This is a genomic window from Pseudomonas sp. NLJ1 (assembly GCF_049486705.1).
Taxonomy (GTDB): domain Bacteria; phylum Pseudomonadota; class Gammaproteobacteria; order Pseudomonadales; family Pseudomonadaceae; genus Aquipseudomonas; species Aquipseudomonas inefficax.
The window spans coordinates 3,156,040-3,177,455 of record NZ_CP137735.1 but is presented as its reverse complement, the minus strand read 5'-3'; the positions used below and the strand labels follow the sequence as shown (position 1 = coordinate 3,177,455).

General features: G+C 62.0%; 16 protein-coding genes. 9 read left to right on the top strand and 7 right to left on the bottom strand.

The features are described from left to right. The first annotated feature begins 94 nt into the window (after nt 1-94). The 5 genes from aceE to R9B85_RS14240 all read left to right on the top strand — a co-directional run bounded on the left by aceE (nt 95) and on the right by R9B85_RS14240 (nt 8,924). Nucleotides 95-2,740 carry a pyruvate dehydrogenase (acetyl-transferring), homodimeric type gene (gene aceE / locus R9B85_RS14260; RefSeq protein ID WP_112251448.1) on the top strand — a complete coding sequence of 882 codons (2,646 nt, stop codon included), beginning with the start codon at nt 95-97 and terminating at the stop codon, nt 2,738-2,740. Nucleotides 2,741-2,753: 13 nt separating this feature from the next. Continuing rightward, complete coding sequence (gene aceF, locus R9B85_RS14255; RefSeq protein ID WP_207878585.1) at nt 2,754-4,397, top strand: dihydrolipoyllysine-residue acetyltransferase; 1,644 nt, start codon at nt 2,754-2,756, stop codon at nt 4,395-4,397. Between the two features lie 375 nt (nt 4,398-4,772). Then, nucleotides 4,773-7,463 (top strand): putative bifunctional diguanylate cyclase/phosphodiesterase, encoded by a 2,691-nt coding sequence (locus tag R9B85_RS14250; protein WP_112251444.1) that lies wholly within the window; start codon nt 4,773-4,775, stop codon nt 7,461-7,463. Between the two features lie 165 nt (nt 7,464-7,628). Continuing rightward, nucleotides 7,629-8,297, top strand: coding sequence for a peptide-methionine (S)-S-oxide reductase MsrA (msrA, locus tag R9B85_RS14245; RefSeq protein ID WP_056805689.1), 669 nt, complete (start codon nt 7,629-7,631; stop codon nt 8,295-8,297). A 3-nt stretch (nt 8,298-8,300) separates the two neighbouring features. Continuing rightward, nucleotides 8,301-8,924, top strand: coding sequence for a glutathione S-transferase (locus tag R9B85_RS14240; protein ID WP_207878587.1), 624 nt, complete (start codon nt 8,301-8,303; stop codon nt 8,922-8,924). A gap of 96 nt (nt 8,925-9,020) precedes the next feature. On the opposite strand, the gene R9B85_RS14235 is transcribed toward R9B85_RS14240, so the two are convergent. Continuing rightward, complete coding sequence (locus R9B85_RS14235; protein WP_015268670.1) at nt 9,021-9,521, bottom strand: ATP-dependent zinc protease; 501 nt, start codon at nt 9,519-9,521, stop codon at nt 9,021-9,023. Nucleotides 9,522-9,703: 182 nt separating this feature from the next. Here R9B85_RS14235 and R9B85_RS14230 point away from each other — a divergent pair, with 182 nt between their 5' ends. Together R9B85_RS14230 and R9B85_RS14225 are read left to right on the top strand one after the other, a co-directional pair. Further along, complete coding sequence (locus tag R9B85_RS14230; RefSeq protein WP_207878589.1) at nt 9,704-10,591, top strand: acyltransferase; 888 nt, start codon at nt 9,704-9,706, stop codon at nt 10,589-10,591. A 245-nt stretch (nt 10,592-10,836) separates the two neighbouring features. Continuing rightward, on the top strand, nt 10,837-12,186 hold the full coding sequence (locus R9B85_RS14225) for an APC family permease (protein ID WP_423770308.1): 1,350 nt from the start codon (nt 10,837-10,839) through the stop codon (nt 12,184-12,186). A gap of 247 nt (nt 12,187-12,433) precedes the next feature. Here R9B85_RS14225 and R9B85_RS14220 read toward each other — a convergent pair whose 3' ends face one another. Further along, nucleotides 12,434-13,021 carry a DUF2780 domain-containing protein gene (locus tag R9B85_RS14220; RefSeq protein ID WP_112251436.1) on the bottom strand — a complete coding sequence of 196 codons (588 nt, stop codon included), beginning with the start codon at nt 13,019-13,021 and terminating at the stop codon, nt 12,434-12,436. Between the two features lie 165 nt (nt 13,022-13,186). Between R9B85_RS14220 and R9B85_RS14215 the strand changes: the two genes are divergently transcribed. Both R9B85_RS14215 and R9B85_RS14210 read left to right on the top strand, forming a co-directional pair. Further along, the gene (locus tag R9B85_RS14215; RefSeq protein WP_423770307.1) at nt 13,187-14,113 is read left to right on the top strand and encodes an RHS repeat-associated core domain-containing protein; all 927 of its coding nucleotides are present in this window, start codon (nt 13,187-13,189) and stop codon (nt 14,111-14,113) included. A 515-nt stretch (nt 14,114-14,628) separates the two neighbouring features. After that, complete coding sequence (locus tag R9B85_RS14210; RefSeq protein ID WP_112251432.1) at nt 14,629-14,838, top strand: hypothetical protein; 210 nt, start codon at nt 14,629-14,631, stop codon at nt 14,836-14,838. A gap of 42 nt (nt 14,839-14,880) precedes the next feature. On the opposite strand, the gene fdhA is transcribed toward R9B85_RS14210, so the two are convergent. The 5 genes from fdhA to R9B85_RS14185 all read right to left on the bottom strand — a co-directional run bounded on the left by fdhA (nt 14,881) and on the right by R9B85_RS14185 (nt 21,410). Next, entirely contained in the window at nt 14,881-16,080 is a 1,200-nt protein-coding gene (gene fdhA, locus R9B85_RS14205) for a formaldehyde dehydrogenase, glutathione-independent (RefSeq protein ID WP_003255673.1), read from the bottom strand. 305 nt (nt 16,081-16,385) lie between these two features. After that, entirely contained in the window at nt 16,386-17,243 is an 858-nt protein-coding gene (gene purU / locus R9B85_RS14200; protein WP_423770306.1) for a formyltetrahydrofolate deformylase, read from the bottom strand. A gap of 12 nt (nt 17,244-17,255) precedes the next feature. Next, nucleotides 17,256-17,888, bottom strand: a complete 633-nt coding sequence (locus R9B85_RS14195) for a sarcosine oxidase subunit gamma (protein ID WP_112251428.1) — start codon at nt 17,886-17,888, stop codon at nt 17,256-17,258. Between the two features lie 172 nt (nt 17,889-18,060). Further along, nucleotides 18,061-21,078, bottom strand: coding sequence for a sarcosine oxidase subunit alpha (locus tag R9B85_RS14190; protein WP_112251426.1), 3,018 nt, complete (start codon nt 21,076-21,078; stop codon nt 18,061-18,063). Next, nucleotides 21,075-21,410, bottom strand: coding sequence for a sarcosine oxidase subunit delta (locus R9B85_RS14185; protein ID WP_039613194.1), 336 nt, complete (start codon nt 21,408-21,410; stop codon nt 21,075-21,077). Before R9B85_RS14185 ends, R9B85_RS14190 begins: the two co-directional genes overlap by 4 nt. Between the last annotated feature and the right edge of the window lie 6 nt (nt 21,411-21,416).

Sequence of the window (21,416 nt, the reverse complement as noted above, 5' to 3'; positions counted from 1 at the left end):
CCCCGGTAATCCAAGAATTCACGACGTCTGCCCATAAGGCCAGTCGCAACTTCAGGCAATCGATTCTGGTTGCCTTTCCGCCCTGGAGCAAGCCATGCAAGACCTCGATCCAATCGAAACCCAGGAATGGCTGGATGCCCTGGAGTCGGTCCTCGACAAAGAAGGCGAAGACCGCGCTCATTACCTGATGACCCGTATGGGCGAGCTGGCCACCCGTAGTGGCTCCCAGCTGCCGTATGCGATCACCACGCCATACCGCAACACCATCCCTGTCACCCACGAAGCACGCATGCCTGGCGACCTGTTCATGGAACGCCGCATTCGCTCGATGGTGCGTTGGAACGCCCTGGCCATGGTCATGCGTACCAACCTGAAAGACTCGGACCTGGGCGGACACATCTCCAGCTTCGCCTCCAGCGCCACCCTGTACGACATCGGCTTCAACTACTTCTTCCAGGCCCCGACCGAAGAACACGGCGGCGACCTGATCTTCTTCCAGGGCCATGCTTCGCCAGGCGTCTACGCCCGTGCCTTCATGGAAGGCCGCATCAGCGAAGACCAGATGAACAACTTCCGTCAGGAAGTGGACGGCAACGGCCTGTCTTCGTACCCGCACCCATGGCTGATGCCTGACTTCTGGCAGTTCCCGACCGTATCGATGGGTCTGGGCCCGATCCAGGCCATCTACCAGGCACGTTTCATGAAGTACCTTGAAGCCCGTGGCTTCATCCCGGCCGGCAAGCAGAAGGTCTGGTGCTTCATGGGCGACGGCGAGTGCGACGAGCCGGAATCCCTGGGCGCAATCGCCCTGGCCGGCCGCGAGAAGCTGGACAACCTGATCTTCGTCATCAACTGCAACCTGCAGCGCCTCGACGGCCCGGTTCGCGGCAATGGCAAGATCATCCAGGAACTCGAAGGCGTGTTCCGTGGCGGTGGCTGGAACGTCAACAAGGTCGTCTGGGGCCGTTTCTGGGACCCACTGTTCGCCAAGGACACCAACGGTGCCCTGCAGCGCCGCATGGACGAAGTCATCGACGGCGAGTACCAGAACTACAAAGCCAAAGACGGCGCGTACGTTCGTGAGAACTTCTTCAACACCCCAGAGCTCAAGGCCATGGTCGAAGACCTGTCCGACGAAGAGATCTGGAAGCTCAACCGTGGCGGCCACGACCCGTACAAGGTCTACGCGGCGTACCACCAGGCGGTCAACCACAAGGACCAGCCTACCGTCATCCTGGCCAAGACCATCAAGGGTTACGGTACCGGTGCCGGCGAAGCCAAGAACACCGCGCACAATACCAAGAAGGTCGACGTCGACAGCCTGCGTCACTTCCGTGACCGCTTCGACATCCCGGTCAAGGATGCCGACCTTGAGAACCTGCCGTTCTTCAAGCCGGAAGAAGGTTCTGCCGAAGCCAAGTACCTGGCCGAGCGCCGTGCTGCCCTGGGCGGTTTCGTACCTCAGCGCCGTGCCAAGAGCTTCAGCGTGCCGACCCCGCCACTGGAAACGCTGAAAGCGATCCTGGACGGCTCGGGTGACCGCGAAATCTCCACCACCATGGCCTTCGTGCGTATTCTGGCGCAGCTGGTCAAGGACAAGGAAATCGGCCAGCGCATCGTCCCGATCATCCCGGACGAAGCCCGTACCTTCGGTATGGAAGGCATGTTCCGCCAGCTGGGCATCTACTCGTCGGTCGGCCAGCTCTACGAGCCAGTCGATAAAGACCAGGTGATGTTCTACCGCGAAGACAAGAAGGGCCAGATCCTCGAGGAAGGCATCAACGAAGCCGGCGCCATGTCGTCGTTCATCGCTGCCGGTACCTCGTACAGCTGCCACAACCAGCCGATGCTGCCGTTCTACATCTTCTACTCGATGTTCGGCTTCCAGCGTATTGGCGACCTGGCCTGGGCTGCCGGCGACAGCCGCACCCGTGGTTTCCTGATCGGCGGTACCGCCGGCCGTACCACCCTGAACGGTGAAGGCCTGCAGCACGAAGACGGTCACAGCCACATGATGGCGGGCACCATCCCGAACTGCCGCACCTACGATCCGACCTACGGCTACGAGCTGGCGGTGATCATCCAGGACGGCATGAAGAAGATGACCGAAGAGCAACAGGACATCTTCTACTACATCACCGTGATGAACGAATCCTACCAGCAGCCAGCCATGCCGGCCGGTGTCGAGGAAGGCATCATCAAGGGCATGTACCTGCTGGAAGAAGACACCCGCGATGCCGCGCATCACGTACAGCTGATGGGCTCCGGCACCATCCTGCGCGAAGTCCGCGAAGCCGCGAAGATCCTGCGTGAAGAGTTCAACGTCGGTGCCGACGTATGGAGCGTCACCAGCTTCAACGAACTGCGTCGTGACGGCCTGGCCGTGGAACGCGCCAACCGCCTGAAGCCTGGCCAGAAGCCACAGCAGACCTACGTCGAGCAGTGCCTGAACGGTCGCAAGGGCCCGGTCATCGCCTCCACCGACTACATGAAGCTGTTCGCCGAGCAGATTCGCCAGTGGGTACCGAGCAAAGAGTTCAAGGTCCTGGGTACCGACGGTTACGGTCGCAGCGACAGCCGCAAGAAGCTGCGCCACTTCTTCGAAGTCGACCGCCACTTCGTGGTGCTGGCTGCCCTGGAAGCCCTGGCTGACCGTGGCGAGATCGAACCAAAGGTTGTTGCAGACGCTATCGTCAAGTTCGGTATCGACCCGGACAAGCGCAACCCACTGGACTGCTGAGGAGTATTTTTAAGTGAGCGAACTCATTCGCGTACCTGACATCGGCAGCGGTGAAGGTGAAATCATCGAGCTGTTCGTCAAGGTCGGTGATCGTATCGAGGCTGACCAGAGCCTGCTGACCCTGGAGTCCGACAAGGCCTCCATGGAGATCCCGGCTCCCAAGGCCGGCGTGATCAAGGAACTGAAGGTCAAGCTGGGCGACCGCCTGAAAGAAGGCGACGAGCTGCTGGTCCTGGAAGCCGAGGGCGCCGCTGCTGCGGCCCCTGAGGCCCCGGCCGCTGCTCCGGCCCAGGCTGCTGCGCCGGCTCCTGCCGCCGAAGCCGCCCCTGCCCCTGCTCCGGCCGCAGCCCCGGCTGCCGCCAGCGTGCAGGACATCCACGTGCCGGACATCGGTTCGTCGGGCAAGGCCAAGATCATCGAAGTGCTGGTCAAGGTCGGCGACACCGTCGAAGCCGACCAGTCGCTGATTACCCTGGAGTCCGATAAGGCCTCCATGGAAATCCCGTCGCCGGCTGCCGGCGTGGTCGAAGAAGTCCTGTGCAAGCTGGAAGACGAAGTCGGCACTGGCGACCTGATCTTCAAGCTGAAAGTCGCCGGCGCTGCCCCGGCTGCTGCTCCGGCACCTGCCGCTGCTGCTGCCCCGGCCAAGGCTGAGGCGGCTCCAGCCGCCGCACCTGCCGCTGCTGCCTCGGCTGCTGCCCCTGCACCGGTTGCTACCGCACCGGCTGCCGGCAGCAACGCCAAGGTTCACGCAGGCCCGGCGGTTCGTCAGCTGGCCCGTGAATTCGGCGTCGACCTGGGCGCGGTTGCCGCGACCGGTCCGCACGGCCGCATCCTGAAAGAAGACGTGCAGGTCTACGTCAAGGCGATGATGCAGAAGGCATCGGCCGCACCGGCAGCCGCTGGTGCAACCGGTGGCGCCGGCATCCCGCCGATCCCTGCCGTGGACTTCAGCAAGTTCGGTGAAGTGGAAGAAGTGGCCCTGACCCGCCTGATGCAGGTCGGTGCTGCCAACCTGCACCGCAGCTGGCTGAACGTGCCGCACGTGACCCAGTTCGACTCTGCCGACATCACCGAGCTGGAAGCCTTCCGCGTTGCGCAGAAGGCCGTGGCCGAGAAGGCTGGCGTGAAGCTGACCGTGCTGCCACTGCTGCTCAAGGCCTGCGCCTTCCTGCTCAAGGAACTGCCGGACTTCAACAGCTCGCTGGCGCCAAGCGGCAAGGCCATCATCCGCAAGAAGTACGTGCACATCGGCTTTGCCGTGGACACCCCGGACGGCCTGCTGGTCCCTGTGATCAAGAACGTCGACCAGAAGAGCCTGCTGCAACTGGCTGCCGAAGCGGCTGCGCTGGCCGAAAAAGCCCGCACCAAGAAGCTCTCGGCCGACGAGATGCAAGGCGCCTGCTTCACCATCTCCAGCCTCGGCCACATTGGCGGCACCGGCTTCACGCCGATCGTCAACGCGCCGGAAGTGGCTATCCTGGGCGTCTCCAAGGCGACCATGCAGCCGGTCTGGGATGGCAAGGCCTTCCAGCCGAAGCTGATGCTGCCGCTGTCGCTGTCCTACGATCACCGTGTGATCAACGGCGCTGCCGCCGCGCGCTTCACCAAGCGCCTGGGCGACGTGCTGGGCGATATCCGCACCATGCTGCTGTAAGGCAGCACACTGCCCCTCTCTGCGAGGGGCAGTACCCTTTTCGAGCTGCCACGCTCGTACCTCAACCCCGTCGATTGGCGGGGCTTTTTTTTGCCTTGATTTTCCCGGTGGGCTGCACCCTCTGTGGGAGCGGGTTCACCCGCGAACACCGGCGCAGCCGGTGCCATGTACTGTGTTGGATTCATCGCGGGTAAACCCGCTCCCACAGGCCGCAAAGCGGCCCCAGGATCTCCAGTCAACCTACAGATTCCGACCAAACAGCCGATAACCCATCCACAGCATCAAGCTCGGCCGCTTGCCAGCCCCCGGGACATGATGCAACCTTGCCAGACCTGCCGCCCCAAAGGCCGCGTTCCCTCTTCAAGCGAGTCTTCGATGAAAAGCCAACCCGATGCCGCCAGCCGTGTGGCGGCCGAGGTCGTCACGCAGTTACCCGTGCCCTCGCGGCTCGGCATGCTGCGTTTCGAAAGGCTCAACGAAGCCACCTGGACCATGCTCTACCTCGACCCGGCCTGCGAGCGCCAGTTCGGCCTGCACGCCGGCGACCTTTGCGCCCTGGTAGACGCACCCTACGCCAGCTTGATGGAACCCGAAGCCCGCTACCGGCTGCACGACGAGATCCAGTCGCAACTGGCCCAGCGCGGCTACTTCCGCGTGCGATACACCTTGCACACGCCAACTGCATCGCTACGCCTGCTGGAAACCGGGGAAGCCTACAAGCAGCACAACCGCCACCTGTTGCGCGGCTACCTGAGTGTGCTCGACGACCACGCCGAAGATACCGGCGAGGCCGGTGCCAGCGACCTGGAATCGCGCAACAACCGCCTGCAATTGGCGCTGCAACTGAACCAGCGCACGCAGCAGGAACAACTCGAGCACCTGGAACGGGTTCGTGGCCAGCAAGACCTGATCCTGCGCCTGGCCCGCCAGCGCTACAGCGCCGGGAATTCGCTGCGCGAAGCCGCCCAGCTGATTACCCAGAGCGCCTGCGAGATCTACAAGGTCGACAGCGCCAGCATCTGGCATCTGGAAGACCAGCGCCTGGAGCCGATCATCGCCTGGTACCGGGACGCGCAGGAGCACCGCCAGCCCGAAGCCATCGATGCCAGTCGCTTCCCCGACTACCTCGACGCGCTGCACGCCAGCCGTGCCATCGACGCCCACAATGCCGGCCATGACCCGCGTACCCGCGCCCTGGCGCAAAGCATGTGTCCGGAAAACAAGGCCATGCTCGATGCCAGCATCCGTGTCGATGGCCAGGTAGTCGGCGTGCTGTGCCTGGAGCAGACCGGCCAGACACGCGCCTGGCAATCGGACGAAATAGCCTTTGCCGGCGAACTGGCCGACCAGTTCGCCCAGGTCATCACCAACCACAACCGGCGCACCGCCGCCAGCGCCCTGCACCTGTTCCAGCGTGCGGTCGAGCAGAGCGCCAGCGCCTTCCTGCTGGTGAACCGTGACGGCGTGGTGGAGTACGTCAACCCCAGCTTTACCGCGATCACCCAGTACAGCACCGAGGAAGTGCAAGGCCGCCACCTGGGCGAGCTGCCGGCGCTGGAGAACCTGAGCGAGCTGCTGTTCGACTCGCCCTCGAGCCTGGCCATGGGCAACAGCTGGCAGGGCGAGTTCAAGAGCCGGCGCAAGAACCTCGAGCCCTATTGGGGCCAGCTGTCGATTTCCAAGGTATACGGCGACAACCGTGAGCTGACCCATTACATCGGCATCTACGAAGACGTCACCCAGACCAAGCTGGCCCAGCAACGCATCGAGCGCCTGGCCTACACCGACAACCTGACCAACCTGGGCAACCGCCCGGCGTTCATCCGCAGCCTGGACGAGCGCTTTGCCCGTGATGGCGAGCACTCGATGTGCCTGCTGCTGGTGGACATCGACAACTTCAAGCGCATCAACGACAGCCTCGGCCACCAGACCGGCGACAAGCTGCTGATCAGCCTGGCCCGGCGCTTGCGCAACAGCCTGCACACCGGCGGTATCCTGGCGCGCTTTGCCAGTAACGAGTTCGCCGTACTGCTCGACGACACCAGCCTGGAAGATGGCCAGGGCGTCGCCCAGCAATTGCTGCGCACCCTCGACAAGCCGATGTTCGTCGACAACCAGCTGATCAACGTGACCGCCTCGGTGGGCCTGGCCTGCGCTCCGCTGCACGGCGCCGACCCGGCCAGCCTGATGAAAAACGCCGGCCTGGCACTGCACAAGGCCAAGGCCAACGGCAAGCACCAGGTGCAGGTGTTTACCGAAGTGCTCAATGCCGAAGCCAGCTACAAGCTGTTCGTCGAGAACAACCTGCGGCGCGCCCTGACTCAGAACGAGCTGGAGGTGTTCTACCAGCCCAAGCTGTGCCTGCGCAGCGGCCGCCTGCTGGGGCTGGAAGCACTGCTGCGCTGGAACCACCCCGAGCGCGGCATGATCCGCCCGGACCAGTTCATCAGCGTGGCGGAAGAAACCGGCCTGATCATCCCCATCGGCAAATGGGTGGTGCGCCAGTCGTGCCGCATGAGCCAGCAACTGCGCGAGGCCGGCATGGGCAACCTGCATGTGGCCATCAACCTGTCCCCCAAGCAGTTCTCCGACCCGGACCTGGTGGCATCGATCAGCACCATCCTCGAGGAAGAAGCCCTGCCCCCGCACCTGCTGGAGCTGGAGCTGACCGAAGGCCTGCTGCTGGAAGCCAGCGAAGATACCCACCGCCAGCTGGATGAGCTGAAGGCCCTGGGCCTGACCCTGGCCATGGACGATTTCGGCACCGGTTATTCGTCGCTGAGCTACCTGAAGAAGTTTCCGATCGACATCCTCAAGATCGACCGCAGCTTCATCAACGAGATCCCGGACAACCAGGACGACATGGAAATCACCTCGGCGGTGGTGGCCATGGCGCATAACCTGAAATTGAAGGTGGTGGCCGAAGGGATCGAGACGCCGGAGCAACTGGCGTTCCTGCGTCGGCACCGCTGCGATGTGGGCCAGGGCTACCTGTTCGACCGGCCGATTCCGGGGCGCGAGCTGGCTGAACGGCTGAAGCGCTATCCGCGTGGCCCACTGGCCTGACAGCCGGGTAAACCTCGGGCACTATAGAACCTATACGGGTCCCTTCGCGGGTAAACCCGCTCCCACAGGTACACCACAATATTCGAAATCTGTGGGGTATCTGTGGGAGCGGGTTTACCCGCGAATGCCCCAACACCTATTCAACTGACATTCAGAGGAACGGCCATGGTCCTGCGTTCGGAAATCCTGGTGAACAAAAACGTCATGCCAACAGCGGAGCAGGCCCTGCCTGGCCGCGAAACGCCAATGAAGCTGCCCGAGTTCCACTACGTGTTCAAGGACACGCCGCTGCTCGGCCCCTTCTTCGAAGGCGCCATCGACTTCGCCATCTTCGGCCTGGGTTGCTTCTGGGGCGCCGAGCGCCGCTTCTGGCAGCGTGAAGGCGTGGTCAGCACCGTGGTCGGCTACGCCGGCGGCTTCACCCCCCACCCCACCTACGAAGAGGTCTGCTCGGGCCTGACCGGCCACACCGAGGTGGTGCTGGTGGTGTTTGACAAGGACAAGGTCAGCTACCGCGAGCTGCTGGCGATGTTCTGGGAGCTGCACAACCCGACCCAGGGCATGCGCCAGGGCAACGATATCGGCACCCAGTACCGCTCGGCCATCTACTGCACCAGCCCAGAACAGCTGGAACAGGCCAAGGCCAGCCGCGACGCCTTCCAGGCCGAACTGAGCAAGGCCGGCTTCGGCGAGATCACCACCGAAATCGACCAGGCACCAACCGTGTATTTCGCCGAGGCCTACCACCAGCAGTACCTGGCCAAGAACCCGGACGGCTACTGCGGCATCGGCGGCACCGGTGTGTGCCTGCCACCCAGCCTGCAGGGTAACTGACGCATGAGCACGATGACCCTGTTCCACTCGCCGTTGTCGCCTTTCGTGCGCAAGGTCATGGTGGTGTTGCACGAGACCGGCCAGCTTGAACGCGTGCAAGTGCAGCCGGTAAACATCAGCCCGGTCAGCGGCGACCCAAACCTGAACCAGGACAACCCGATCGGCAAGATCCCGGCCCTGCGCCTGGAGGACGGCACCGTGCTGCATGACAGCCGGGTGATCTGCGAGTACCTCGACCTGCAGCATGTCGGCCTGCCGCTGCTGCCGCGCGAAGGCTCGGCACGTTGGCGCCGCTTGACGCTGGTGTCACAGGCCGATGCGATCATGGATGCGGCGGTGTCGTCGCGCTATGAGAGCTTCCTGCGGCCTGAAGACAAGCGCTGGGACGGCTGGCTGCAGGCACAGGGCGACAAGATTCGCCGTAGCCTGGCCAACCTGGAGCAGGCGCATTTGCCTGAGCTGATGTCCGGGTTCGACCTGGCAGCGATTGGAGTGGCCTGTGCGCTGGGGTATCTGGATTTGCGCCAGCCCGAGTTCGGCTGGCGTGAGCAGCAGCCTGGGTTGGCGGCGTGGTATGCCGAGGTGATCAAGCGGCCTTCTATGGTTGCCACCGCGCCGGTAGCCTGAAGGGCCTCTTCGCGGGCACGCCCGCTCCCACAGGGTATGCGCCCTACCTGTAGGAGCGGGCGTGCCCGCGAAAGGGCCGCTACAGGCGCCTCGCCATCAGCAGCCCGGCTTGCCAGCGGTAAACTTCTTGGCCGGGTTGACCGCTGCCTTGAACTCGCGTAACGCCTTGGAGCCCACCAGCAGGGGGTAGTTGAAGCTGCTGCGGTCGACCAGGTTGACCTCCACGGTGCGCTTCACGTCACCCAGGCACAGCTCCAGGTCGACCACCGGGCGCTTGGAGATTTCCGGCGCATCGCCTTCCTCCTCTTCATCGGCCCGGCCCTTGATCTTGCTGATGCGCGAGACCTTGTGCTCGTACACCTTGCCGTCCGAGTCCTTGGTTGCCAGGCGGAAGCGTACCCACTCGTCACCATCGCGGGTAAATAGCTCGATATCCTTGGCCGACAGCGACGCGGTAAAGGCACCGGTATCCATCTTGGCTTTCAGGGTTTCGCCCAGTTCGGGCAGGGCTATGTTCTCGTAACGGCCGTAGATAGTGGGTTCAGCGGCCATGACCGGCAGTGCCAACAACGACAACAGGGCAAGCAGAGGTTTCACAGGCAGGCTTCCTTGAGGAGTGTCAGTGCTTAGACTGCACTGGCAGGATAGGTTCGCTGTCACAAGCCTAACCAACATAATGTGAAACATTTGTCCTCGCCGCAGCGCACTGGAAATTTGGCGTAGGCCGCGGCCCTGCTTATCATTGCCAACCGTTTATCTCCTACAACAAGAGTCTCTTTATGCGTCGCCTGCTGACCGGCATCCTCACTACCATCCTGCTGCTGCTCAATACCCTGGTGTTGATCTGCCCGCTGCTGGTCTTCGCGCTGCTCAAACTGGTGCTGCCGGGGCGTGGCCGTGATTATGCCTCGTGGGCGGTGATGTGGGTGGCCGAGACCTGGTCGGAGATCGACAAGGCCATCTTTGCCCTGTGCATTCCGACCCAGTGGGACATCCGCGGCGTCGAGAACCTGCGCAAGGACACTTCGTATCTGGCCGTCAGCAACCACCAGACCTGGGTCGATATTCCGGCGCTGATCGAGAGCCTCAACCGCCGTACACCGTTCTTCAAGTTCTTCCTGAAGAAGGAGCTGATCTGGGTACCTCTGCTGGGTCTGGCCTGGTGGGGGCTGGACTACCCGTTCATGAAGCGCTACAGCAAGGCCTTCCTGGAGAAGCACCCCGAGCTGAAAGGCAAGGACCTGGAAATCACCAAGGCTGCTTGCGAACTGTTCAAGCGCCAGCCGGTGACCGTGGTCAACTACCTGGAAGGCACACGCTTCACCGAAGCCAAGCGTCAGCAGCAGCAATCGCCGTATCGCTACCTGCTCAAGCCCAAGGCGGGTGGCGTGGCGTTCGTGCTGGCGGCATTGGGCGAACAACTGGATGCCTTGCTGGACGTGACCATCGTCTACCCCGGCAACAAGGCGCCGGGGTTCTGGGATTTGCTCAATGGCAGCATCAACCGGGTGATTATCGACATTCGCGTGCGTGAACTGGACCCGATGCTGTGGGCGGGGGATTACGAGAATGATCCTGAGTTCAGGCAGACCGTGCAGGCTTGGGTGAACCAGTTGTGGGTGGACAAGGACCAGCGGATCGAGCAATTGCGGGGGGAGATGGGCTGAGGTCTTTTTCGCCTGCCCAGGCCTCTTCGCGGGTAAACCCGCTCCCACAGGGATCACGCCACCTTCAACGCCTGTGGTAATCCTGTGGGAGCGGGTTCACCCGCGAAGAGGCCAGACCAGGCACTACAGAAAACTGATTAGAACCCAGGCTAATAATCAGCATAAGGATTACTTTTTTGTCATCCCCCACCTAAGTGGATAAAAATCGACCAAAGCACAACTACAAAAATGCTCTGGATCGAACGATGGCCAACCCACCCAGCTCTACCCCCGTCCAGCTTCGCCGTGTTCTCGGCCTACCCGCCCTGGTGTTCTTCGGCCTGGTGTACATGGTCCCGCTGACCATCTTCACCACCTACGGCATCGTCACCGAACTTACTGGTGGCCGTACGGCTGGCGCCTACATCGTCACACTGGTGGCCATGCTGTTCACCGCCACCTCCTACAGCTTCATGGTCAAACGCTTCCCGGTCGCTGGCTCTGCGTACTCCTACACCAACATGGCCTTCGGCCCGAACGTTGGCTTCCTGGCCGGCTGGTCGCTGCTGCTCGACTACCTGTTCCTGCCGATGATCAACTATCTGCTGATCGGCCTGTTCCTCAACCTCGCCTTCCCGGCCATCCCGGCCTGGTCCATTGCACTGGCATCGATCGCCCTGGTTACCGTGCTCAACGTGGTCGGCATTCACTCTGTTGCCAAGACCAGCAACTTGATCGTCGGCGCACAGATCGTCTTCATCGTGGTGTTCGTCGCCCTGTCCTGCCAGTCCCTGGCCGGCCAGCCGCTCGACCTGCTGTCGCCACTGCTGGGCGACGGCTCGCAGCCTGGCTTTGGTGCGCTGATGGCTGGTGCAGCGGTGCTTTGCCTGTCGTTCCTCGGCTTTGACGCTGTCTCGACCTTGGCCGAAGAATGCCGCGATGCCCGCCGCGATGTGCCACGGGCAATCATCCTCACCACCCTGTTCGCCGGTTTGCTGTTCACCGTGCTGGCCTATGTAAGCCAACTGGTACTGCCGGGCACTACCTTTGCCAATGCCGATGCGGCGGCCAACGAGGTGATGTTCAAGGCGGGCGGGCAGTTTCTGGCCAACTTCTTCACTGCTGCGTATGTCGCCGGCAGCCTGGGCTCGGCGCTGGCCTCGCAGGCGGCGGTGTCGCGCATCCTGTTCACCATGGGGCGCGATAACGTACTGCCGCGGCGAACATTCGGCTACCTGTCACCGCATTTTGGCACGCCGGTGTTCGCCATTCTGCTGGTTTCGGCGTTCTCGTTGCTGGCGTTGGTGATCGACCTGGCGACCCTTGCCTCACTGATCAGCTTCGGGGCGCTGGTAGCGTTTTCGGCGGTGAACCTGGCGGTAGTGAAAACCCACCTGATGGATGATGGCGCCCAGCGTAACCTCAAGGAGTTGCTGAGCTATGGCCTGGTGCCGCTGGTGGGGTTGGGGTTGACACTTTGGCTGTGGACCAGCCTGTCGGCGCTTACCTTGGTGATTGGCTTGTGCTGGTTCGCTCTGGGTCTTGCGTACCTGGCAGTACTGACCGCCGGCTTCCGCCGCCCGGTGCGCCTGGTGGACTTCACTGAAGCTGCCTGACTGCCGGCCCGACGCAGATCTGCTTTTGTTTTGTGGGAGCGGGCGCGCCCGCGAAGAATTCAGCGCGGTGTCTGGCACCGGCTTCGCCGGAGTTCGCGGGCATGCCCGCTCCCACAAAAACAGCGCAGGCTCTTGAACTTTGATCAAGACAGATGCCCCACAGGTACAGCGCCAGTCCTTGAGGCCTGTGATAACCCCGTGGGAGCTGCTTGCCGGCGATAGGGCCAGCACTGCCCCTACAAAACCTTCAGACCGAAGGCTGGGCCAACGGCGCCGGCGTCGGCGTAGTCCACAAGCTCCCCAGGTTCTGCAACAAAGCCCCGGCAATACCCTGCTGCCCCAGGTACTGCAGCAGCAACGGCGCAAACTGCCCGATCATCCCGGTATCCATGCCCAGTGCCTTGAACGCATTGTCCAGGTCACTGCGGTTCTGCACATTGCTACCCAGCGCATTGCTCAACGCCGACGGGTTCTCACTGTTCTTGCCCAGCAAATCACCCAACCCACTCAACCCACCCAGCGCACTGGCGCCAGCCAGCAGGTCCAGCCCCGGCACCGCCTTGGTCAGCTGGCCATAGTCCTCGCTGCTGAGGTTGTTACGCGCCAACCCCAACATCGCCCCTGCCCCACCCACGGCTTGTTCGGGGGTGATCTTCAATTCGCTGCCCAAGGTGTTGAGCAGATTGGCCTGCGCCTCGGGCGCCTGCACCTGGCCTTGCTGGCTTTGATTCTGGTTCTGCATGGCCGACACGGCGTTGGCGGCGTCGCTGAGGTTGAAGGCGAACACCGGGCTTGCGGCCAGGGTCATCAGGGTTGCCAGGGTGACTGCTTTCATCGGGAGGGACCTCGTTGGCCGGGATGGCCTGGGAAACGAGGGGTTTGACTCGTGGGTTGGGGGTTTGTTCCGACCATTCGTTACCTGACAAAACTGCTAGTTGTAGCGGTCGAAAATGTTGGGCACAGTCAAATCAACATCGCACAGTTCCTTGGGTGACAAACCATGACCAACAACGTCGAACCCAGCAACGGAGATGCAGCGGCTACCATCAAGGTGCAGCCAAGCAAGGAGAAAAATGTTAGCCATATGCATTTTTACCAAAATGACTTGCTGACTACCAAAGTTTCTGCGCAGAGGAGTTTTCAACTTCTCCGGATGCAAGACGTGGCATTGGCTCAGCTTGAGCAAAAACAAGCGCCAAAAATGCTGCTCACTGACAGCTCCAAATCTGTTATGGGCATGCCTCCGAACTCGATGACCTATTCGCCCTATGGCTATCTGCACGCAATACATTCAAATGCGCTTCTCGCTTACAACGGGTACGAGTACGACCCAATAACACAGGGGTATTTACTAGGTAGCGGCTATAGACTATTTAATTCGTGCCTAATGCGGTTTTGCTGCCAGGATTCTATGAGCCCCTTCGGTAGAGGCGGCTTGAATGCCTACGCATACTGCATAGGCGACCCGGTAAATAACACTGATGCTAATGGGCATTTCAGGATCCCTTTCCTTAAACGGAGCCCAATTTCGAAACTTAGCCACTACACCACCAAAAAACAATTACTGGCAGACAAAGAAATAAAGATCAAAAATAAAATTTCACATTACGAGACGAAAATTCAGGAACTTACCGGCGAGAGAAACCAGTGGCGAACAGCGGCCTTAGACAATAATTACCCTGATCGGCGCGGCAATCGACCCTCAGAGCAAGTAGCAACCCTAAATCACGATATAGGCAGAAATGAAGCCAAACTTAACAAACAGGACAACAAACTGACAAAACTAGAAGCATACATTGAGCGCACCCACGAAAAATTTCTCAACGCCCAGCAATTAGTTGCATCTCAAACACCAGCGACTAATAATGAGCTACCTGGCTATGCAACGCTTACTCAACAGCAGACACAAGTTAGAGCGTCCCCCTAACATCTACTGATTTAGCTATTGCGGCGCGGATCCCATGTCGCTTCTTGATTTACTAGCTGATCTACCTGCTGAAGGCCGTTGCTCCGCAAGGGGCACTAATATTGAGGCTCGGGTGCTCAGCACAACAATCGCTCTCAGAATTTCGGAATTTCCCCCTTACTTGCTGGACGCTTCTGAATTACAGTCCCAAGCCGCTTAAGCCATTGCGATGATCTGGACTGGGCTCTAGTCTCGGACGGTCGCTGCGAAATCAGTGACCGGCTTTGACAGGCCACCTTCGTCAACCACATGACTTTTGCCGCTATCTGGTCGCGCTGGCCAAGGCGCTGATGGATGATGCCGAACTGGGAATGATGCGCTGAGCCTTGTGCTGGCCTCATCGCCGGCAAGCCAGCTCCCACAGAGCCCGCGTGAGCGTCGAAAACTGTTATTTCTGCCAGTATCAAAATCCCTGCGGCTGTTCAGAATGGGCTGCAAGCAGCCCCCATTCATCCAGCACCGCAGGGACTTGAACCATGAGCAAAGCAACGAACGGTACGCTTTTCTTCTACCAGGGCGACAAGCTGATCACTGTGAAACAAGGCGACCAGCAACGCGCCATTTTCCGCAACGGGGCACAACCGCTGGCAGAGCTGAGTACAGACGAAACCCACACCGGAGGCTTGTTGGCCACCGATGACAAAGGCTCTGTCCTTGTCGTGCAGGACGCCGGCGAGCAGCCATAAAAAAGCCCCTCATATCGAGGGGCTCGTTATTACATCACGCGATCACGCCGCGCCCCACATCTTGTGCGGGTCGATCACGAATTTCTTCGGCACACCTGCATCGAACTCGCCATAACCTTCCGGCGCCTGATCCAGGTTGATCACCTGCACACCCACCACTTCAGCGATGTTGATGCGGTCCCACATGATCGCCTGCATCAGCTGGCGGTTGTACTTCATGGTCGGGGTCTGACCAGTGTGGAAGCTGTGCGACTTGGCCCAGCCCAGGCCGAAGCGGATGCTCAGCGCGCCGATCTTGGCGGCGGCATCCACCGCGCCCGGGTCTTCGGTCACGTACAGGCCCGGGATACCGATGTTGCCGGCAACGCGGGTCACCTGCATCAGCGAGTTCAGCACGGTGGCTGGCGCTTCGTGCTTGGCACCTTCGTGGCCATGGCCGCGGGCTTCGAAGCCTACGGCGTCGACGGCACAGTCCACTTCCGGTTCACCGAGGATGTCGACGATCTGCTCGTGCAGCGGGGTGTCCTTGGACAGGTCGACCACTTCGAAGCCCTGGGACTTGGCGTGGGCCAGGCGGGCCGGGTTCAAGTCGCCGACGATGACGCAGGCAGCGCCCAGCAGGCGCGCCGAGGCAGCGGCGGCCAGGCCGACCGGACCAGCGCCAGCCACGTAGACGGTGCTGCCTGGGCCGACGCCAGCAGTCACGGCACCGTGGTAGCCGGTCGGCAAGATGTCGGACAGGCAGGTAAGGTCACGGATCTTCTCCATGGCCTTGTCGCGCTCGGGCAGTTTCAGCAGGTTGAAGTCGGCGTAAGGCACCAGCACGTATTCGGCCTGGCCGCCGGTCCAGTCGCCCATGTCGACGTAACCGTAGGCACCGCCGGCGCGGGCCGGGTTGACGGTGAGGCAGACACCGGTGTGCATTTCCTTGCAGGAGCGGCAGCGGCCACAGGCGACGTTGAATGGCACCGAGACCAGGTCGCCAATCTGCATGCGCTCGACGTCACGGCCCTTCTCGACGATCTCGCCAGTGATTTCGTGGCCCAGGACCAGGCCGACCTGGGCAGTGGTGCGGCCACGGACCATGTGCTGGTCGGAGCCGCAGATGTTGGTGGAGACCACCTTCAGGATCACGCCGTGCTCGATCTTCTTGCCGCGTGGGTCCTGCATTTTCGGGTAGTCGATCTTCTGCACCTCGACCTTGCCGGCGCCGAGATATACCACTCCACGATTGCCAGACATGCTCTTACCTCGCTTGATTTTTATTTATGCAGCGGTGGTTGAACGCGCCGCCTTCCGTGGGCGGCATGTGTTTCTGGAATGAGGGGAATTGTGGGCCTGATAGGGCGGGATGCACTGACTGGGAGCGACAGGGAGATGCCATTTAGCGGCAGGATTGTCGTTGGAAGATATGGGGGCAAACAAAGGTGGCGGCGTGTGCTGGCCTCTTCGCGGCTGAAGCCGCTCCCACAGGTACTGCGCCAGTCTTTAAACCTGCACAAACTCTGTGGGAGCGGCTTTAGCCGCGAAGAGGCCGGTACAGGTTGTTACAGAACAACGGTCCGGTTGGCGTTGAGGAACACCCGCCGCTCGATGTGATAACCGACAGCCCGCGCCAGGGTCAGGCATTCGATGTCGCGCCCTTTGGCAATCAGGTCTTCGGGGTAATGGCTGTGGTCGACCACTTCCACACCCTGGGCAATGATCGGCCCTTCGTCGAGGTCGTTGTTGATGTAGTGCGCCGTGGCACCGACCATCTTCACGCCTTTGTTGTATGCCTGGTGATAAGGCTTGGCGCCCTTGAACCCTGGCAGCAACGAGTGGTGAATGTTGATCGCCCAACCATCCAGTCGCCGGCACAGCTCTGGCGACAGCACCTGCATATAGCGCGCAAGAATCACCAGCTCGGCGCCGGTTTCCTCGATCACCTGAAGCACCTTGCGCTCTTGCCCAGGCTTGTCCTTGGGGTCGAGGGCGAAGTGGTAGTAAGGGATCTTGTGCCAGTGCGCCAGGGGTTCGAGATCGGCGTGGTTGGACACCACCGCGACCACGTCCATGGCCAGCTGACCGATACGCTGGCGATACAGCAGGTCGTTAAGGCAATGGTCGGCCTTGGACACCATGATCACCACCTTGGGGCGGTGGTTAGGGGCGGTCAGCTCGAAGGTCATGCCGAACGCATTGCTGCGCTCGGCGAGGCCGGCCCGGAAACCTGCCTCGTCGAAATCGTCCGGCTGGCGGAACTCCACGCGAATGAAGAAACGCCCCGACAGCCGGTCATCGAAGGAATGGTGCTCCGTCACGTAGCAGCGCTGCTCGAAGAGGTAACGCGTCACCACGTCGACGGTGCCGAGCATGCTCGGGCAGTCGGCGGTGAGAATCCAGGTATCCGGTGCCCGACTCATGTTCTGCTCTCCTTAAGCCTCGATGCTCAGGCCGTACTCGGCCGAAGCGTCCTGCAGCCACAGCCACCAGTAGTCGGCGAAGCTGCGGCGAATCACCAGCTCCCAGGTGTCTTCGGCGGTACGGCGGATCACCAGTTGCGACTTGGCGAACACGGTGCCGACTGCCTTGCCAACCGGGAAGTTGTTCGGGTGAACATCATAGCTGGTGGACTTCATCAGCACTTCACGCACGTTGGGGCCGCGCAGTTCCAGCAGGCTCTGCCCACCGCTGACATTGACCACCTGGATGTGCTGGCCTTCGAGGGCGGCGCGCAGTTTCTGCTCGACCGCCAGCTCCTGGCCGCCTGGCACGATCAGCAGCCACTCGTCTGGGCCGACCCATTGCAGCGACATTTCGTTGTTGGCGACCACGGTCAGGGCCACTGGCAGCTCCAGGCCCAGGGCCTTGTGCACGCCGGCGGCGAATTCCGGGTCGTGGCCGTCGCCACGGAGGGTCAGGTGGCCGAGGAACTTGCGTTCACGCAGGGTCACGCCTGCGTTCTTGCGGCCTTTGCCAACCAGGCTGGCCAGGTCGGCGTGGTGCAGTGGCGACTGGGCCTTGGCCTCGGCGCCGGGGTTTTGCTGGAAGACGTTGATAGCGCTCATTTCTTACCTGCCTTGAATTCTGTAGGTCGCATGCGGTGCTGTGGCTGTTGGTGCACTCTGTGGGAGCGGGTTTACCCGCAAATGCGATGGTGGATTCACCGCCCTCTTCGCGGGTGAACCCGCTCCCACAGGGACCTCATTACCAGCCAGGCACCGTGTGCCATCCGGGGCCTTAGACGTTCTGCCGCTCACCCTTCGGATCGAAGAACACCGAAGACACGATCTCCGCCTCGATCACGCTGCCATCCGCCTGCGGCGAGTAGACGCGCTCGCCCATGCGTTTGAGGCCGCCCTTGACCACACCCATGGCGAACGAATAGCCCAGGGAGTTGGAGGCGTAGCTGGAGGTGACGTGGCCAACCATGTCCATCGGGATCGGTTGCTTCGGATCGAACACCAGCTGGGCGCCTTCCGGCAGCCATTTGGTCGGGTCGATCGGCTTCAGGCCTACCAGCTGCTTGCGGTTCTCGCGCAGGCAGTCTTCGCGGTTCATGCCACGCAGGCCGATCCACGAGAATGGCTTGTTGCGGCCTACGCACCAGCTCATGTTCAGGTCGTCCGGGTTCATCGAGCCGTCGGTGTCCTGGCCAACGATGATGAAGCCCTTCTCGGCACGCAGTACGTGCATGGTCTCGGTGCCATACGGGGTCAGGTTGTATTTCTTGCCTGCCTCGATGATCTGTTCCAGCACGCCCATGGCGTAGTTGGCCTGCACGTTGACTTCGTACGACAGCTCGCCGGTGAACGAGATACGGAACACCCGGGCCGGTACGCCGCCGACGTTGCCTTCCTTCCAGGTCATGAACGGGAAGGCTTCCTTGTCCATGTCGATGTCGGTCAGCTCGCTCAGCAGCTTGCGGCTGTTGGGGCCGGACAGGGTCATGGTGGCCCAGTGGTCGGTGACCGAGGTGAAGTACACCTTCAGTTCCGGCCATTCGGTCTGGTGGTACAGCTCCATCCACTGCAGCACGCGGGCGGCGCCGCCGGTGGTGGTGGTCATGATGAAGTGGTTGTCGCCGACGCAGGCGGTTACGCCGTCGTCGAAGACCATGCCGTCTTCCTTGCACATCAGGCCATAGCGGGCCTTGCCCACGTCGAGCTTGGTCCAGGCGTTGGTGTAGATGCGGTTGAGGAACTCACGCGCATCGGGGCCCTGGATGTCGATCTTGCCCAGGGTCGAAGCGTCCAGCAGGCCCACGCTGTCGCGCACGGCCTTGCATTCACGGGTCACGGCGGCGTGGATGTCTTCACCGGCTTTCGGGAAGTACCAGGGGCGCTTCCACTGGCCGACGTCTTCGAACTCGGCGCCGTTCTTCACGTGCCAGGCATGCAGGGCAGTGAAGCGTACGGGCTCGAACAGGTGACCACAGTGACGGCCCGCTACCGCGCCGAAGGTTACCGGCGTGTAGTTGGGGCGGAACATGGTGGTGCCCATTTCCGGGATGGTGATGCCGATCGAACGGGCGGCGATGGCCAGGCCATTGATGTTGCCCAGTTTGCCCTGGTCGGTACCGAAGCCCAGCGCGGTGTAGCGTTTTACGTGCTCGACCGACTCGAAGCCTTCGCGGGTGGCCAGTTCGATGGCGGCTGCGGTGACGTCGTTCTGCTGGTCGACGAACTGCTTGGGTGCGCGGGCAGTGCCCTTGTCGTGCGGCACCTGGAACAGCGCCACGGTGGCCTCTTCCTTGCGCGCAACGGTTTTCGGCAGGCTGCCGACGGTGGCCTTGAAGCCCGCTTCGGTGGCTGCGCGAACGCCGCCTTCGAAGCCATCGGCGATCACGTCGCCCAGGGCGTAGACGCCGTTGATGCCACCCACGCATTCGCGTTTCTGCGGAGCATCGCCCGGTACGAAGCCGAGGATGTCTTCACGCCATACCGGGCGACCACCCAGGTGCGAAGCCAGGTGCACGATCGGGCTGTAACCACCGGAGGTAGCGATGAGGTCGCAGTCGAGGGTTTCGCCCGGGCTGGTGACCTTGTGTGCCTGCACGTCGATGGCGGCCACACGGGCGCCGGTAACGTGCTTGGTGCCCTTGGCCTCGATCACGGCGCTGGATGTGAGGATGCGGATGCCTTTGGCACGTGCTTCTTCAACCAGCGAGCCACGCGGGTTGTGGCGAGCGTCGGCAATGGCGACCACTTGCAGGCCGGCATCGTGCCAGTCCAGCGCGGCGCGGTAGGCGTGGTCGTTGTTGGTCGACAGCACCAGCTTGCGGCCCGGGGCCACGCCGTAGCGGCGCACGTAGGTGGAAACTGCACCGGCCAGCATGTTGCCCGGCACGTCGTTGTTGCCGTACACCAGCGGGCGCTCGTGGGCGCCGGCAGCCAGCACCACGCGCTTGGCGCGGACGCGGTGCACGCGGTGGCGCACCTGGCCGATCGGGGCGCGGTCGCCGAGGTGGTCGGTGAGGCGCTCGTGAATGGTCAGGAAGTTATGGTCGTGGTAGCCGTTGACCGTGGCGCGTGGCAGCAGGGTCACTTCCGGCAGGCTTTCCAGCTCCTTGACCACGGCGTTGACCCAGTCGGTGGCAGGCTTGCCGTCGAGGGTTTCGCGGGTGTCGAGCAGGCTGCCGCCGAACTCTTCCTGTTCGTCAGCCAGGATCACGCGGGCACCGCTGCGGGCAGCGGCCAGCGCGGCGGCCAGGCCAGCAGGGCCGGCGCCGACGATCAGCACGTCGCAGTGCTGGTTCATGTAGTCGTAGCTGTCCGGGTCGTTCTGCAGCGGCGCGCGGCCAAGGCCTGCCGCTTTACGGATGTACTTCTCGTAAGTCATCCAGAACGATTTCGGGTACATGAAGGTTTTGTAGTAGAAGCCCGGCGGCATCATGCTGCCGCCAACCTTGCCAAGGATGCCCATGACGTCGTTGTTGACGTTCGGCCAGCCATTGGTGCTGGTGGCTACAAGCCCGGCGTACAGCGCCTGCTGGGTGGCACGCACGTTGGGGATCTGGGTGGCTTCGCTGGAGCCGATCTGCAGGATGGCATTCGGCTCTTCGGTACCGGCGGCGATGATGCCGCGCGGACGCGAGTACTTGAAGCTGCGGCCGACAATGTCGACGCCGTTGGCCAGCAACGCGGCGGCCAGGCTGTCACCGGCATAACCCTGGTAGGTCTTGCCGTTGAAAGTGAAGTTCAGGACCTTGCTGCGGTCGATACGGCCGCCGCTGGCGAGGCGATAGGTCTGGCTCATACTTTTTCCCCTTGGCCTTTGACGGTCGACGCGGCGCTGCTTTGCTTGCCGCTGGCGGTCACTTGCGGCTTCTCGCCAATCTTGTAGGTTTCCAGAATCTCGTAGGTCACGGTGTCACGGGTGACGTTGAAGTACTGGCGGCAGCCGGCAACGTGGTCCCACAGTTCGTGGTGAATACCGCGCGGGTTGTCACGGTAGAACATGTAGGTACCCCACTCCTCGTCGGAGCAGGCGTTGGGGTCCAGCGGGCGGGCGATGTGGGCCTGGCCAGAGGCGTGGAACTCTTCTTCGGAGCGCAGCTCGCCGCAGTGGGGACAGAAAATATGCAACATGACGGT

Bases quoted from the DNA above. Each gene is read 5' to 3' on its own strand.
- aceE (WP_112251448.1), top strand. From the start codon at position 95: ATGCAAGACCTCGATCCAATCGAAACCCAGGAATGGCTGGATGCCCTG.
- R9B85_RS14215 (WP_423770307.1), top strand. From the start codon at position 13,187: ATGACCAACAACGTCGAACCCAGCAACGGAGATGCAGCGGCTACCATC.
- fdhA (WP_003255673.1), bottom strand. From the start codon at position 16,080: ATGTCTGGCAATCGTGGAGTGGTATATCTCGGCGCCGGCAAGGTCGAG.
- R9B85_RS14230 (WP_207878589.1), top strand. From the start codon at position 9,704: ATGCGTCGCCTGCTGACCGGCATCCTCACTACCATCCTGCTGCTGCTC.
- R9B85_RS14250 (WP_112251444.1), top strand. From the start codon at position 4,773: ATGAAAAGCCAACCCGATGCCGCCAGCCGTGTGGCGGCCGAGGTCGTC.
- R9B85_RS14225 (WP_423770308.1), top strand. From the start codon at position 10,837: ATGGCCAACCCACCCAGCTCTACCCCCGTCCAGCTTCGCCGTGTTCTC.
- R9B85_RS14220 (WP_112251436.1), bottom strand. From the start codon at position 13,021: ATGAAAGCAGTCACCCTGGCAACCCTGATGACCCTGGCCGCAAGCCCG.
- R9B85_RS14195 (WP_112251428.1), bottom strand. From the start codon at position 17,888: ATGAGCGCTATCAACGTCTTCCAGCAAAACCCCGGCGCCGAGGCCAAG.
- R9B85_RS14190 (WP_112251426.1), bottom strand. From the start codon at position 21,078: ATGAGCCAGACCTATCGCCTCGCCAGCGGCGGCCGTATCGACCGCAGC.
- R9B85_RS14210 (WP_112251432.1), top strand. From the start codon at position 14,629: ATGAGCAAAGCAACGAACGGTACGCTTTTCTTCTACCAGGGCGACAAG.
- msrA (WP_056805689.1), top strand. From the start codon at position 7,629: ATGGTCCTGCGTTCGGAAATCCTGGTGAACAAAAACGTCATGCCAACA.
- R9B85_RS14240 (WP_207878587.1), top strand. From the start codon at position 8,301: ATGAGCACGATGACCCTGTTCCACTCGCCGTTGTCGCCTTTCGTGCGC.
- R9B85_RS14185 (WP_039613194.1), bottom strand. From the start codon at position 21,410: ATGTTGCATATTTTCTGTCCCCACTGCGGCGAGCTGCGCTCCGAAGAA.
- purU (WP_423770306.1), bottom strand. From the start codon at position 17,243: ATGAGTCGGGCACCGGATACCTGGATTCTCACCGCCGACTGCCCGAGC.